Annotated in this window: 11 protein-coding genes and 7 tRNA genes; 2 read left to right on the top strand and 16 right to left on the bottom strand. The window is 32.0% G+C overall.

Annotated elements, in window-relative coordinates; genetic code table 11:
* Nucleotides 1–181 precede the first annotated feature (181 nt).
* Nucleotides 182–1,084: a hydroxymethylbilane synthase gene (hemC, locus tag M9407_RS02990; protein ID WP_250237009.1), complete on the top strand. Its 903-nt coding sequence runs from the start codon at nt 182–184 to the stop codon at nt 1,082–1,084.
* 45 nt (nt 1,085–1,129) lie between these two features.
* Nucleotides 1,130–1,879, top strand: a complete 750-nt coding sequence (hemD, locus tag M9407_RS02985) for a uroporphyrinogen-III synthase (RefSeq protein ID WP_250237008.1) — start codon at nt 1,130–1,132, stop codon at nt 1,877–1,879.
* A 111-nt stretch (nt 1,880–1,990) separates the two neighbouring features.
* Here hemD and M9407_RS02980 read toward each other — a convergent pair.
* From M9407_RS02980 to murI, 16 genes are all read right to left on the bottom strand, one after another.
* Nucleotides 1,991–2,064, bottom strand: a tRNA-Pro gene (locus tag M9407_RS02980).
* A gap of 115 nt (nt 2,065–2,179) precedes the next feature.
* Nucleotides 2,180–2,265: transfer RNA gene (locus M9407_RS02975), tRNA-Leu, on the bottom strand.
* A 20-nt stretch (nt 2,266–2,285) separates the two neighbouring features.
* Nucleotides 2,286–2,361 (bottom strand) — tRNA-His (locus M9407_RS02970).
* Between the two features lie 47 nt (nt 2,362–2,408).
* Nucleotides 2,409–2,482, bottom strand: a tRNA-Arg gene (locus tag M9407_RS02965).
* A gap of 525 nt (nt 2,483–3,007) precedes the next feature.
* Nucleotides 3,008–4,267 carry a transcription termination factor Rho gene (gene rho, locus M9407_RS02960; RefSeq protein WP_011283119.1) on the bottom strand — a complete coding sequence of 420 codons (1,260 nt, stop codon included), beginning with the start codon at nt 4,265–4,267 and terminating at the stop codon, nt 3,008–3,010.
* Between the two features lie 436 nt (nt 4,268–4,703).
* Entirely contained in the window at nt 4,704–5,030 is a 327-nt protein-coding gene (gene trxA, locus M9407_RS02955; RefSeq protein WP_250237007.1) for a thioredoxin, read from the bottom strand.
* 231 nt (nt 5,031–5,261) lie between these two features.
* Complete coding sequence (gene ilvC / locus M9407_RS02950; protein ID WP_250237005.1) at nt 5,262–6,737, bottom strand: ketol-acid reductoisomerase; 1,476 nt, start codon at nt 6,735–6,737, stop codon at nt 5,262–5,264.
* A 60-nt stretch (nt 6,738–6,797) separates the two neighbouring features.
* Nucleotides 6,798–8,342 carry a threonine ammonia-lyase, biosynthetic gene (ilvA, locus tag M9407_RS02945; protein WP_250237003.1) on the bottom strand — a complete coding sequence of 515 codons (1,545 nt, stop codon included), beginning with the start codon at nt 8,340–8,342 and terminating at the stop codon, nt 6,798–6,800.
* Between the two features lie 8 nt (nt 8,343–8,350).
* Nucleotides 8,351–10,201: a dihydroxy-acid dehydratase gene (gene ilvD, locus M9407_RS02940; protein WP_250237002.1), complete on the bottom strand. Its 1,851-nt coding sequence runs from the start codon at nt 10,199–10,201 to the stop codon at nt 8,351–8,353.
* A 72-nt stretch (nt 10,202–10,273) separates the two neighbouring features.
* On the bottom strand, nt 10,274–11,194 hold the full coding sequence (locus M9407_RS02935; protein ID WP_250236999.1) for a branched-chain amino acid transaminase: 921 nt from the start codon (nt 11,192–11,194) through the stop codon (nt 10,274–10,276).
* 61 nt (nt 11,195–11,255) lie between these two features.
* Nucleotides 11,256–11,492 (bottom strand): acetolactate synthase 2 small subunit, encoded by a 237-nt coding sequence (gene ilvM, locus M9407_RS02930; RefSeq protein WP_250231737.1) that lies wholly within the window; start codon nt 11,490–11,492, stop codon nt 11,256–11,258.
* Nucleotide 11,493: 1 nt separating this feature from the next.
* Nucleotides 11,494–13,134: an acetolactate synthase 2 catalytic subunit gene (gene ilvG, locus M9407_RS02925; RefSeq protein ID WP_250236998.1), complete on the bottom strand. Its 1,641-nt coding sequence runs from the start codon at nt 13,132–13,134 to the stop codon at nt 11,494–11,496.
* 1,205 nt (nt 13,135–14,339) lie between these two features.
* Nucleotides 14,340–14,413 (bottom strand) — tRNA-Trp (locus tag M9407_RS02920).
* 19 nt (nt 14,414–14,432) lie between these two features.
* A tRNA-Asp gene (locus tag M9407_RS02915) sits at nt 14,433–14,506 on the bottom strand.
* Between the two features lie 138 nt (nt 14,507–14,644).
* Nucleotides 14,645–14,717: transfer RNA gene (locus M9407_RS02910), tRNA-Ala, on the bottom strand.
* Nucleotides 14,718–15,208: 491 nt separating this feature from the next.
* Nucleotides 15,209–16,042, bottom strand: a complete 834-nt coding sequence (gene murI, locus M9407_RS02905) for a glutamate racemase (RefSeq protein ID WP_250236993.1) — start codon at nt 16,040–16,042, stop codon at nt 15,209–15,211.
* Nucleotides 16,043–16,224: the final 182 nt, after the last annotated feature.

The raw sequence follows: 16,224 nt of genomic DNA, 5'->3' as shown, positions 1-16,224 counted from the left end.
GAACTTAACATATTACTCATATTACTTAATTATAAAAAATAATTAAAACCGATTAAAGTAATAAACATTCATTTATCTTACAAATTTTTTAACAAAGGTATCCTTATAATATAATTATATATGAAAAAACATTGAAATTAATTGAAGATTACAATCAATATGTCTTAACATAATTATACTGATGAAAAATAAAACTTTAAAAATTGCTACACGAAAAAGTCGGCTTGCTATTTGTCAAGCTCAGCATGTTCGTGACGAATTAAAACATTATCATCCAACTATACGCATAGAGTTAATACCTATTGTAACAACAGGAGATAAATTTTTAAATATTGATTCGAAAAATAAAATTAAAAAAGGTGCATTTATTAAGGAATTAGAACATGCATTAATAGACTTTCGTGCCGATATTGCTGTGCATTCTATGAAAGATATTACGGTGCCTTTACCACATGAATTAACTCTTCCAGTGTTATGTAAACGCAATGATCCACGTGATGCTTTTGTTAGTTTAAAATACCCTAACATAGATACATTACCTATGGGTAGTACAATAGGTACATCAAGTTTGCGCAGACAATGTCAAATACGAGCGCAGCGTCCAGATCTAGTAGTTAGTAACTTGCGAGGTAATATAGATACTAGGTTAAAAAAATTACAATATGGACAATATGATGCAATAGTTTTAGCGGTGGCTGGATTACAACGATTACAGTTACATGAGTACATTCGTGTTTATATTGATCCATCTGATCTATTGCCAGCAATGGGACAAGGTGTTATAGCCGTTGAATGTCGTTCGGATGATGCTGATATTTTATCCTTGTTATCGCCATTATATCATCAAGAAACCTCATTTCGTGTCAGAGCAGAGCGCGCCGTTACTACTTATTTGGAAAGTTATTGTCACTTACCAATTGCTAGTTATGCTGAAATTGAAGAGAATCAAATATGGCTACGAGCACTTATTGGATTACCTGATGGTAGCAAGATTATTCGTACTGAAGGAAGAGCGCCTTTAGATCAATCAGAAAAATTAGGTTTTATTCTTGCTGAAGATTTATTAATTAAATTTAAAGGATAACATGTTTTTATTTGATTAATGCAATCATGTATCAAATTAATAATTATGAATATTTTAATTACTCGTCCTTCTCCATATGGAGAACAGTTGGTGAATAAATTACTTGATTTTGGTAAATTTGCATATCATTTGCCATTAATTTGCTTTTCTACAGGAAAAGAATTATCGTCATTAGAACAGAAATTAAATCTACTTTCTGAAGGGGATTTTTTGTGTATTATATCACAGCATGCAATTAAATATGCTCATAATCAATTACTTGACATAGGAATATCTTGGCCTACCAAATTAGCGTACTATTCCATTGGTCATGCGACTAGTGTCATGATGTATAGGTTATCAGGAATATTAGTGAAATATCCTACAATCCAGGAAACTAGTGAAAATTTATTACGATTACCTGAACTAATGTATAGTTATGGAAAACGTGCTCTTATTTTGAGAGGCAATAATGGACGTACTATTTTAGATGATACTCTTCAAAGAAGAGGAGTATTTGTTGTATCCTGCGAATGTTATACAAGACAACCGTTGCAGTATAACAGAGAAGAACAATCATATAAACTATTAGAATTGAATATTAAAACAGTAGTAGTTACTTCTGGGGAAATATTACAACACTTATATTGTTTAATTCCTAAATTTTATCGTACATCTTGGTTAATACGATGTAAATTAATCGTGGTAAGTTTACGTCTAGCTAAATTAGCTAGACGTTTAGGTTGGACAGATATTATTATAGCACGGTCAGCAAGCAATGAAGTACTAACTCATATTTTGATTAAGCATTCATAATTTATGAGCACCCTAATCCAGATGCAAATAATCATTCCTATGAAATCATATAAGAGTTTTAGAAAATGCCAATAACAAAAATACATGACCTTTCTCATATGTTTATGAGAATCGGCGAGAGAGGATTTGAACCTCCGGCCTCCTGGTCCCAAACCAGGAGCGCTACCAAGCTGCGCTACTCGCCGATGTTTTACTAACTTTCACATAATTTAGCGTTGTATTATATATATTTCCTGTTGAAGAATATTGAAATACTAATAACCAACCATTGCATTTGCAATATAATAATAATTATTTTTCTGCGAAGGAAGGGATTTGAACCCTCATGTCTTGATCAAGACACTAACTCCTGAAGTTAGTGCGTCTTCCTATTCCGCCACCTTCGCTGTATGTTATTTATTTTTAATGGGGTGATTGATGGGATTCGAACCCACGACTTCTGGAACCACAATCCAGAGCTCTACCAACTGAGCTACAATCACCATAGATTATTAAATTCAATTTTTTCATAAAAATTTAAATAAATCAATGCGTCCGACAGGATTTGAACCTGAAACCTTCGCCTCCGGAGGGCGATGCTCTATCCAGTTGAGCTACGAACGCTGAATTAACATATATATTTAATGCAGACTTATACCAACAAGATATGGTTTAATTAATTTGAACTAATAATTTGTTTGATACATATATATTGTTCTCTAAATTTTATTTTAAACAACATGCAGAAAAAATTTCTTATGAAAATTAAAGAGTGTTTGATAGTTTATCGTATATCCTATATCAATATTTATAAATATTGATATAGGATATACGATAAACTATATAGCAGTGCGAATGAAGTAATATGGACACATCTTCAACATCAACGTATGTTGATACTATCATATAATATATATTACAAAATAATTAATTAAAATTTATTACTTATACATGAAGATATTAGAAATATATGGGTATATAAGTCTTCGACAAGGCTACCGTAATATTTGATTCATAAAAATAAACCATTGTGCAAAATATGCTGGGCAACAATTAAAAATTGATATACTAATAATTTATTAAATAAATGTTTATATAAAAATTTGAAAAGTATCTGGTAATACAGTAAACAATAATTATTACAATAAATTAACAACGCTTCATCATATCAAAAAATTCATCATTAGTTTTAGTCATAGATAATTTATTCATCATGAATTCCATTGCATCAATTTCACTCATTGGATGAATAATCTTTCGTAAAATCCATATTTTTTGAAGTTCATCTTGAGTAGTTAATAGTTCTTCTTTCCTAGTTCCAGAACGATTATAATCAATAGCCGGGAAAACACGCTTTTCAGCTATTTTTCTTGATAAATGTAGTTCCATATTGCCAGTTCCTTTAAATTCTTCATAAATTACTTCATCCATTTTTGATCCAGTATCTATTAAAGCAGTAGCTATAATAGTTAAGCTTCCTCCTTCTTCCATATTACGAGCCGCTCCGAAAAAGCGTTTTGGACGATGTAAAGCATTAGCATCAACCCCTCCTGTCAATACTTTTCCAGATGACGGTACTATCGTATTATAGGCTCTTGCTAATCGAGTAATGGAGTCTAACAAAATAATAACATCTTTTTTGTGTTCTACTAATCGCTTAGCTTTCTCAATTACCATTTCAGATACTTGAACATGACGAGATGCCGGCTCATCGAAGGTGGATGCAATTACTTCTCCGTGCACTAAACGTTGCATTTCAGTAACTTCTTCTGGGCGTTCATCTATCAAAAGCACTATTGATACGCAGTCTGGATGATTATGACTAATACTTTGTGCAATATTTTGAAGAAGTATGGTTTTTCCGGCCTTAGGAGGCGCTACAATCAAACCGCGTTGTCCGCGCCCAATAGGTGATGCTAGGTCTAATACTCTTGCGGTTAAGTCTTCCGTAGAACCATTTCCTCTTTCCATGCGTAATCGTGAATTGGCATGCAATGGAGTAAGATTTTCAAACAAAATTTTATTACGAGCATTTTCTGGTTTATCATAATTTACATCATTTACTTTAAGCAATGCAAAATAACGTTCACCTTCTTTTGGGGGTCTAATTTTTCCAGAAATAGTATCTCCAGTGCGTAAATTAAAACGACGAATCTGGCTTGGAGATACATATATATCATCTGGTCCAGCAAGGTAAGAGCTATCACTAGATCTAAGAAACCCAAAACCGTCTTGTAATATTTCTAATACACCATCTCCAAAAATATCTTCTCCAGTTTTAGCATGTTGTTTAAAAATAGCAAAAATAATATCTTGCTTGCGCATACGTGCTAAATTTTCTAGACCCATGCTTTCTCCGAGATGTACTAATTCAGAAACTGGTATGTTTTTTAATTTTGTAAGATTCATAATTGTGGATTCTTAAATTGGAGTTATATACACTGTTGATATTACAGAAAGATAAAGCTTACATGTAACATAATGTAATAATTGCTTCACAACATATATTTAATTGTCTATCCTATGCCTACACTATCGAGCATGAATTAGCGTTTAAGCGTTTATTTACTATCGGATTATCACAGAAAATAGATTTATAAAAAACCCATTGGTAATCTTTATAACCATATTGGAAATATAGTTGATAATTAATTTATACAATCAAATTGTATTACCTGTTATTGCCTCTATTATATAGTGGCAATATATTTATATTCCAATTATACATTAAACATTTATAATTAATCACATATGACATGCTGTCATTCTACTGTAATCCTAAAGAAACGTCTACTAACATATAAAATAATTTTAAAAATTATAAATGTTTCAAATAAGTGCTCATTTATATATGTACCTTCAAAAATTCTTGTAATTTTTGTTTAGATAGCAACCCTACTTTAGTAGATAACACTGTTCCATGACGAATCAATAATAAAGTTGGGATACTCTTAATACCATAGTTTTTTGTAGTTATTGGATTTTCATCTATATTTAATTTTGCTACTTTTAGTATGTCATCAAACTCAACAGCGATATCTTCTAAAATAGGTATCATTGCTTTACAGGGATTGCACCATTCGGCCCAAAAATCAACTAAAAAAAGGTTGGTAGAGTTTGACACTGTTTCTGTGAAATTAGAATCTGTCAGGTGCACGATAATTTGATTCATTTATCCTCCTTATAATTTATTTTCTTCTAATCATTATATATCATTATTATTAATTTATTTAATTTTATATATATTGTTGAATATTTAAGATTACTTACATAATTGGTTATGTAATATAATTTTTTATCGTTTTTATTCAAAATAAATTCATGCTTATTTAGGAATCAACTCAATGATCTTTCATCATGATAATATAGCTGTAATTGCAATAATCTAGTTCTATTTTAATCATTAATTAAACGATAGACTTTTCATGTTTTGCATATAACTTCTTAATTGAATTCCAACTTTTTCTATTGTGTGATTTCGAATCATATCATTAGTATTACGCAAAACAATATTATCAACGTTAACATTTTTAGATGACATACCTAAATCTCCTGTTCTTAAATCAGGTATTACAGTATTTTTTAACAAAGGCACTACCGTATCACAAAATAAATAATTACCGTATTCTGCGGTGTCAGAAATTACCATATTCATTTCATACAATTTTTTACGAGCTATAGTATTTGCAATCAAAGGTAACTCATGTAATGATTCATAATATGCTGATTCTGGTGCTATTCCAGATTTTATCATTGTGTCAAAGGATAATTCTACACCTGATTTGATTATAGCTACCATTAATATCCCATAATCAAAATATGTTTGTTCTAGGATTTCTTGTTGATAATTTGGAGCTTGTTCTAATGGAAGTTGACTAGTTTTTTTTCGCCAATTAAGTAATTTAGAATCATTATTTTCCCAATCCAACATCATTTCTTTAGAAAACACTCCATTAAGTATGTTTTCCATATGTTTTTCAAAAACTGGCTTTAATATATTTTTTAGTTTTTCAGATAACATAAAAGCACGTATTTTAGAAGCATTAGATAATCGATCCATCATTAATGTAATGCCTCCTTGTTTTAATGCTTCAGTTATGACCTCCCAGCCACATTGAATGAATTTTCCTGCATATGCAGCATTAACACCATTGCTAATCATATAATCAAAACAAAGAATGGATCCGGCTTGTAACATCCCACATAAAATAGTCTGTTCTCCCATAAGATCTGATTTAACTTCTGCTACAAATGAAGATTCTAATACCCCGGCACGATGACTACCAAGTGCAAACGCCCAGGATTTTGCTAATGTTATACCCATATCATACGCATCGTTTTCTTCGTGTATGGCAAGTAAAGCAGGTACTCCAAATCCTCGTTGATATTCTTGACGAACTTCTGTCCCGGGACATTTTGGAGCGACCATGATAACAGTAATATCTTGACGAATTTTTTCTCCAACTTCTACAATATGAAATCCATGTGAATATCCTAATGTGGATCCATGTTTCATTAAAGGTTCTATTTGTCGTATCACTGATGTGTGATATTTATCTGGAGTCAAATTAATAACTACATCTGATTTGGGAATAATTTCGTCATAAGTTCCTACAGGAAATCCGTTCCTTGTTGCTCTTTCCCAAGATTCCTGTTTATTAAGAATAGATTCACGACGTAAAGCATATGTAATATTTACCCCCGAATCTCTCATATTTAAACCTTGATTCAAACCTTGAGATCCACAGCCTATTATAGCTACTTTTTTAGATAATAATGCCTGAATTCCATTGGAAAATTCATTGTTATTCATAAATCGGCATTTTCCCAAATGTTTTAATTTTTCTATGAAAGTTAATGTATTGAAATAATTAGCCATAAAATATCTCTTTTAAATAATGTTAAAAATAATTTAATAATTTTCTATTAAAATGTTTTATTAATTTAAAAATATTTCAAAAACTGGATTAGTTGTGACATCGTGCCATTCGTATCCTAATTTAGATAGATATTTTTTAAATTCTGATTCTTTTTGATTGGATAGTTCAAACCCGGCTAGAACCCGTCCGTAATCAGTACCGTGATTTCTATAATGAAATAAAGAGATGTTCCAATTAGCACCTAAAGTATGAAGAAATTTCAATAATGCTCCCGGAGCTTCTGGGAACTCAAAACTAAAAATCCGCTCCTGTAAAGGCTGGAATAAACGTGCTCCTACCATATATCTAACATGCAATTTAGCCATCTCATCGTCAGATAAATCTACAACGTGAAAACCATTAGCGAGTATTTCTTGAACTATCGTTTTTCTTTCGGAACGGCCGTGCTTCAAACGTATACCGATAAAAATACAAACGTTTTTAGATCCATTGAATTGATAATTAAATTCTGTTACTGATCTGTTTCCTAATATTTTATAGAATTCTAAAAAACTACCCTTTTTTTCTGGGATAGTAATTGCCATTAACGCTTCTCGTTGTTCTCCTAGTTCGCAACGTTCTGAAATATAACGTAGTTCATGAAAATTTATATTGGCACCTGAAAGAACATGAGCTAATCTTTCACCTCGAATTGCATATTTTTGAATATACTTCTTCAGCCCAGCTAATGCTAACGCACCTGAAGGTTCAGCAATAGCACGTACGTCTTCGAATAAATCTTTTATTGCAGCACAAATTGCATCATTATCTACTGTAATTACATCGTCTAGGTATTCTTGACATAGACGAAATGTTTCGTCGCCAACACATCGTACAGCTACTCCTTCGGCAAATAGACCTACTTTATGTAACCACACTGGCATACCAGCCGATAAGGCGGCGCATAAAGAGGCCGATTCTGCTGATTCAACTCCTATAACTTTTATTTGTGGCATAAGGTGTTTGATTAATACAGAAACACCTGCAGCTAAACCCCCCCCTCCTACTGGAACAAAAATGCGATCTAAATGAGCATCTTGCTGCAATAATTCCATGGCTAATGTCCCTTGTCCTGCGATTACCGTTGGATGATCAAATGGAGGAATAAAAGTTAATTGGTGTTTATCAGCTAAATACATAGCTTTAATTTTAGCCTCATCAAAATTAGCTCCGCATAATAACGGTTTTCCTCCAAAATCACGTACCGCATCTATTTTTATATCAGCGGTATTTATAGGCATTACAATCAAGGACGTAATACCTAGACGAGTAGCAGAAAAAGCCACCCCCTGAGCGTGATTACCTGCTGAAGCAGTAATAACTCCAGAAGATTTTTGTGTTTTATTAAGACTTGAGATCATAGCATAGGCTCCACGTAATTTAAAGCTATGTACTGGCTGCCTATCTTCTCGTTTAACTAATACTGTATTTTCAAGACGTTCTGACAGTTTGTTCATAATTTGTAATGGAGTTATTTGAGCTACTTCATATACATGAGAACGTAAAGCAGTACGTAGATATTCTGCAGGACATGGTGCATGAGAAAAAGAATAAAGTGTTTTCATTTAGGATGTTATCCTAATAATTTAGATTTATCACGAACCGCGCCTTTGTCTGCGCTTGTTACCAAATGGGCGTATGCTTTTAAAGAAATAGATATGTTTCTATTTCTGTTGGTTGGGGTCCATGCTTTAGTTCCTCGAGCAATTTCTGCTGCACGTCGTATTTTTAGTATATGTTCAGAAACTTCTAAGGTAATACTACGCATGCCAATATCGATATTAATTATGTCCCCGTCATGTACTAGCCCAATTAATCCTTTGTTAGCGGCTTCCGGAGACACATGACCAATAGATAGCCCTGACGTCCCCCCTGAAAATCTACCATCTGTAATCAAAGCGCAACATAAATCCAACCTCATGGATTTAAGAAAAGATGTGGGGTATAGCATTTCTTGCATACCTGGGCCACCTTTTGGCCCTTCATATCGAATTACAATAATATCTCCAGAATGCACATTACCTGTTAAAATTGCTTGAACAGATTCTTCTTGACTCTCATAAACCTTAGCTGGCCCACTAAATTTTTGAAGGTTTATATGAACTCCAGCTGTTTTTACAAGACATCCATCTACAGCAAGATTACCGTACAATACCGCTAAACCTCCATCTTGGCTATAAGCATGTTCACGCGAACGAATACATCCAGAGCAACGATCCATATCTAACGAAGTCCATCTGTTTTTTTGAGTAAAAGCTTGTATGCTACGTATTCCTGCCGGTGCTGCAGCATACATATTTTTTGATTCAAAATTATCACATGAAACAATATCATAATTTAATAACGTTTCTAATAAAGATTTATTCAATATATTGCGTGTATCTTCATGTAATAAACCACAACGATGTAATTCACCAAGCACACCCATCACTCCTCCAGCTCGATGAAAATCTTCCATGTGATATTGTTGAGTATTTGGAGCTACTTTGCATAAATGCGGTACTTTTCGAGATAATTTGTCAATATCTGCCATAGTGAAATCTATCTCTCCTTCTTGAGCGGCCGCAAGTAAGTGTAATACAGTATTGGTAGAGCCACCCATTGCGATGTCCAACATCATTGCATTTTCAAAAGAAGACTTGTTAGCTATATTACGCGGTAGAACAGAATAATTATTCTCTTCATAATAAGCTTTAGCTAAGTGAACAATATATTTACCAGCATTTAAAAATAATTTTTTACGATCAGAATGAGTAGCTAACAATGATCCATTGCCCGGTTGCGCCAATCCCAATGCTTCTGTTAAGCAATTCATGGAGTTCGCCGTAAACATTCCTGAACAAGACCCGCATGTAGGACACGCTGCTGATTCAATGTGTTGTTGATCAATATCAGAAATATTAGGATCTACGGAACATGTGATTGCGTCAATTAAATTTAACTTAACATTTTGATTAGACAAAGTTATTGTACCAGATTCCATTGGCCCACCTGATACAAAGATAGCTGGAATATTTAAGCGTAATGCCGCCATTAACATTCCAGGTGTTATTTTATCGCAATTAGAAATGCATACCATTGCATCAACGCAATGGGCATTAATCATATATTCCACAGAATCAGCAATAAGATCTCTAGATGGCAAGGAATATAGCATGCCGCTATGGCCCATAGCAATTCCATCGTCTATTGCAATAGTATTAAATTCTCTTGCGACTCCTCCAGTAATATTAATTTGCTCAGACACTAATGCTCCTACGTTTCGTAAATGTATGTGACCAGGAACAAATTGGGTAAATGAATTAACTACAGCAATAATCATTTTATCAAAATCTTCAGTGGTCATACCTGTAGCACGCCATAATGCTCGAGCACCAGTCATATTACGCCCGTGCGTAGTAGTAGTAGAGCGATATTTAGGCATATTTAAACTCCAGTATCTTATATTATTGAATATTGATTATCTTAAGAATTAATATTTGCAAATTTAGTATTGCTAATGAACTGGATCTAACCAATTCCATTGATCTTTAGTGATTCCAGTAAATAAGTTAAAAAATAAGTGCTGCAATTTTTTAGTAATAGGTCCACACGTACCAGCACTTACCTTAATTCCATCTACACTACGTACTGGAGTTATTTCGGCGGCAGTACCAGACATAAATATTTCATCAGCTATGTATAAAGATTCACGGGGCAATACTTGTTCTTGTACTTCTAAACCAATATTTACTGCTAATTTAATAATAGTATCACGTGTGACTCCAGGTAAAATAGAAGAAGCACATGGTGGCGTTAAAATGATATTATTTTTAACTTCAAATAAATTTTCACCGGCACCTTCTGAAATATAACCATATATATCTAAACCTATTCCTTCGTGATAACCATTTCGGTGAGCTTCATTACTAATTAACATAGATGATAGGTAATTCCCGCCAGCCTTCGCTGTACTTGGAAGGGTATTTGCTGGAACTCTATTCCAAGAAGATACCATGACATCAATCCCTTGTTTCAAGGAATTTTCTCCCAGATAAGGCAACCAAGAAAAAGCTGCTATAGCAATGTCAGTGGTGTATTCAGGGGTCGGATTAATTTTCATACCTACATTTCCAAGAAATACGAGAGGACGGATATATGCATTAATTAAATTATTCTTTCGAATAATAATTCTACAAGCTTCCATTAGATCATCAATACTCCAAGAAATAGGCATACGATAAATTTTTGCGGAATTATATAATCTTTGTATATGTTCACGATGACGAAATATAACGGGGCCTTTATGTGAATTATAACATCTCATGCCTTCAAATACTGATGATCCATAGTGCAAAGCATGAGACATTACATGTACTTTAGCTTCCCTCCATGGTACAATTTCTCCATTAAACCAAATAAAGTTTGATATATTCATCTGAAATCTTCCTCGGTAATATAGTCGAAGAAAGTATGAATTTAATTATGATTTTTTTAATTTATTCAATTTTAATATAATGTATATCCATCAATTTGTTTAATTGTGCGGATAATAAATATATTGCTCTATTGCTAGAAACAGTTAACAAAATGTTTATTTTCTTCTTGTTGAACTTACTATATGACAACATATTTAATGTATGTAACTCAAATCCACGATGACGAATAACTCGAAGAATACGTTCAAGTACCTCCGGGCAAAACCTGGCTTTTATAAACAACGAATAATGTGTCATATCACTGCTCCAACATAGCATCATTTGAAGAACCAGGTGGAACTAATGGCCAAACATTTTCGTGTTCATTAATCAGCGCATGTAGTAAAAAGGGTCCTGTGTGTGTGAATAACATATTAATTGCGTCTAAAATTTGAGATGTATAAGTAATACATATTCCATGAATATCAAATGCTTTAGCCAAAATAAGAAAATTGGGATTATCTGTTAATGTAGTTTCACTGTAACGTTTATTGAAAAATAATTGTTGCCATTGACGCACCATTCCTAAACGTTGATTATCCAACAAAACAATTTTAATAGGCAAATTTTTACGTTTAATAGTAGCGAGTTCTTGTATGTTCATCATAAATGATCCATCACCAGAAATACATATCACCATATGATTAGGTCGGCCAATTTGAGCCCCAATAGCTGCGGGCGTACCAAACCCCATGGTTCCAAGCCCTCCAGAAGTAATAAAATTCTCTGGACGACTAAATTGCATATGTTGAGCGGCCCACATTTGATGTTGCCCAACATCTGTAGTCACCACAGTATCGTAAGGAGCATGTTCACTGATTGTTCGTAATAAAGTTGGAGCATAAATCTTATCATCAGATGATTGATAAGACCAACGATACTTCAATTTTAAAGATTTTACTTTTTTTCTCCATGGATCAATAGACAAAGATTGTGTGAGTGCAGATAACAAATTATTTAAATTGCCAGATAAAGAAACATTTGCTAAGCGCAGTTTACCAAATTCTGAAGGATCAATATCCACATGAATTACTTTTGCTTGCGGAGCAAAAGTATGTAATCGCCCGGTTACTCTATCATCAAATCGAGCGCCTATCGCGATTAATAAATCAGATTTTTGTACTGCTAAATTAGCCGCTTGATTTCCATGCATTCCTAACATTCCTAGGTAACAATCTTCTGTATAATCTGGGGCACCTAGCCCTTTTAACGTTACTACAGTAGGTATTTTAGTTTTAGAAATAAATGTACGTAATGAGGTTACTGCTCCAGCCATACCTACACCTCCACCTACATAAAGTATCGGTTGATATGCTTGCAGCATTAGCACTCGAGCTTTTTCTATATCACTTTCAATGCTGCAAATATCTTTTTTGTTAATACAATAGTTTGAAATTAATTTGCCAGTAGACAATTGAATGTCTTTTGGTATATCTATTAATACTGGTCCTGGCCTGCCTTCAGACGCAATAAAAAATGCTTCATCAATAACATTAGGTAGCATGTTTAATGAATGCACCAAAAAGCTATGTTTAGTGCATGCTAAAGATAAACCTAATACATCTACTTCTTGAAATGCATCAGTACCAATAAATTCTAATCCCACTTGCCCAGTAATAGCCACTATAGGGATGGAATCTAATAATGCATCAGCTAATCCAGTGATGAGGTTAGTAGCTCCTGGACCAGAAGTCGCAAAACATACACCAATTTTTCCAGTAGCTCGAGCGTATCCTATAGCAGACATAATTGCACCTTGCTCATGTCTACATAATAAATGCTCTACTTCAGAGTCAAACAATGCATCATATATAGGCATAATCGCCCCACCCGGATAACCAAAAATAATTTCCACACCTTTGTCTCTCAGTGCTTTTATGGTCCACTGAGCTCCGTTCATATTTGCTTCCTCGCATGATTTTATGAATGAAATAATAATCTAATCAGGTCACTTATGTAGATAAACCGATTTTGAATCAATTGCAAAGTGTATGGAAATTACATATTGTTTATTAGATTCAAGTAGATTTGGAATATTAGTAAATATTGCATGCAAAAATATTTTAAATAATTTTATTTTTTAAAAATGACTATGTATTACGTATTAACCTTATGAAAAATCTTTTTATTTTTAAAATTAAATAATATGATAATTTTTTCGATGTAAAGTGAAATATTGCTGCTTATATAAAATTGCTCCTACATGGTATATATCATATAATTGTCGATGGTTAGCTTTTGAAATAACATTTTACTACATGTTGTATTAAAAACTAACAATAATATTTTAAAACAGTAATTTCCGAGTTTTTATAAGTATACGAGAGTTCAAATAATATTATTACTGATATTATTTGTTAGGCTTCTGAGTTTGTTTTATACTAAAACCAATCGCACTCACGTTAAGAGTAAAAATTTTTAATTTTCTTGACATTTAAAAATATCGAACCTGTTTTATTGTTAATGTTTTTAGTAAATAATTTAATATCATATGGTACACATTTTATTTAAGTGTATAGTGAAACTTCATTATATTTTTATGTATCACATATAATTAGATTTGGCAATAATGTTTTTAAAATAATGTTATTTCCGTGCAATCGCTGATTATGATCATCATCTAATTTTGTCATTATTTGTTTTTGTTATTGGGGTAATAATTTTCATTTAATGTATGAAAGAAGATCAATCTCTATTTTTTAAATTTGTTTAATCAAATCTGCCTATTATAAAGTAAAATAACGTGTGAATTTTATTATTATATTATATATATTTTTAATATTTAAAATTTTAGGCAATAAAATTAATTTTATTGTGTGAAATTGTGAGTAAATTATAATTAATAAAATCTTATAGAATATAATCAAAATTACAGTTTATTAAATTATATATTGGTTTTATACAGTTTAAAAACATGGAATTTTAACGTAAATACGTGGGTAAATTTAGTCAATACACGCCGCAGAAACAATGCGACGAGTATTGACTAACAACATGATTCTCCAGTTTTATATGAAAATCATGTTTAATCGAAAATATTGAAAATAAAAATGAGTATAAATACATTTATACTAAAAAATAAGCTTTGATACTGTTTGGATTATACAGGGGTGAAGAGACTTGAACTCCTAACACCCGGTTTTGGAGACCGACGTTCTACCTATTTGAACTACACCCCTTTGTATTATAAAAAGCATGCGGTGCGGACGGGACTTGAACCCGTGACCCTCGGCGTGACAGGCCGATGTTCTAACCATCTGAACTACCGCACCGTTGTAATTTATATGATGACTGATAGTCATCAACTAACATATTTTAAATTTATTAGAAAATATTAAATGTACATTTTTTATATTTACCTATATTACATAGCAATCCAATCTATATAATATTCTGTATGCACGTTATAATGGAGCTAAGCGGAATCGAACCGCTAACCTTCTGCGTGCAAAACAGATGCTCTCCCAGTTGAGCTATAGCCCCGCATTAATCAATTACACTGTAACAAGTTTCATAAAAACATGCAAATAAAAATAATATAATTATAAAATTTGATTTTTCCACAATTAAATAGGTTGTGAATAAGATTTAAATGCATAAAATATAATTAATTTTGTATTTATTGATATTAAAATGAGTAATGCTGATGTATTATTAATTTAATTAAATAAAAACATATTTTGATGAAAAGTTAATTTACAGTTTGTTTTGAGTGTGTTGTACATTCGTTAGTAGTATTAATTTAAAGTTAATAAATGCATCTATACAGTACGGTTTAGATAGATGTTTATTATCAAATAATATATGCTAAAATAAAAATTAAATGAAATAATTCGACATAAAAATCTATAAATTGCTATTAAATGTAAATATATATATATTGTATCTATGAAATAGAATAATTAAATTTCTTTGATTGCTCATTAAACTAACAAACAGCGTGTTTCTTGTTGAAATAAAATAATGTGTTCAGTTTATATTGATAATATTTCTAAAGAAAAGAAATTATAATGAGATAATAAAATAGATTTTAATTTGATAGTTTTTTCTGTGTTCATAGAACAATAGACTTTGTTTGGTCTGTAAAAACAAAAATTGTTTATAGGATTATTTGTGTTTTTGCGTAGCAAACGTAAGCTGTGTTTAGCGACTGAGTGTCTCGAATCTATTAAATAGCTATTTGAAGACAATGCGGTAATTAATTCTGTTTTTAATAAAGAAAAATGAGTACATCCAAGCACTACAGTATCAGGAGGTTGTTTCATGTTTAACCAAGGGGTGAGAATATTACGAAGAATTGATATTGGTATTTTTTTGCCATACATTTTAGATTCAGCTAAGTGTACTAATTCAGACGTACCCAGTAACATGACCTTATATTTATTGGCAAAACGTTTTATAAGACTCCAAGTGTAATCATGATTGACAGTACGATGCGTTGCTAAGACACCAATAACGCCATTTTTAGTTAATTTAGACGCCAATTTAATTGCGGGTATTACCCCGACAATGGGACATAGAAAATGATTCTGTAATATTTTTAATGAAACTACACTAGCAGTATTACAACCGATGACTATAAGATCTAATTGATGTTGTTTTTGTACAGCTTTAATTATAGAGATTACACGGTTTATAATGAAGAATTCGGAGTGTTCGCCATAAGGAAAGGCTTGATTATCAAAAAAATATAGATAACGTACATGTGGTAATAATTTTCGTATCGCAGTATAAATAGATAAGCCACCTACCCCAGAGTCTAATATTAAAATTGTTGGTTGTTTGTGTGTATTTTTAAGATAAGTCATATATTTTTTATTAATTATTTAATTTATACACCATATATAAAATGGTCATAAATTGAATACGTACGTAATGTAATCTATGATTTTTAATACTATCTTTTAATATAGAGTATATATTTTTTATTCGAAAATCTTTTCATGTTTATAAATACTATGTTGATCCTTATCCTTCGTATTGTAATGAT

This window comes from Blochmannia endosymbiont of Camponotus sp. (assembly GCF_023586365.1).
In the GTDB taxonomy this organism is placed as follows: domain Bacteria; phylum Pseudomonadota; class Gammaproteobacteria; order Enterobacterales; family Enterobacteriaceae; genus Blochmanniella.
Note: the sequence above shows the minus strand (reverse complement) of the source record. Positions and strands in the feature narration are given on the sequence as shown.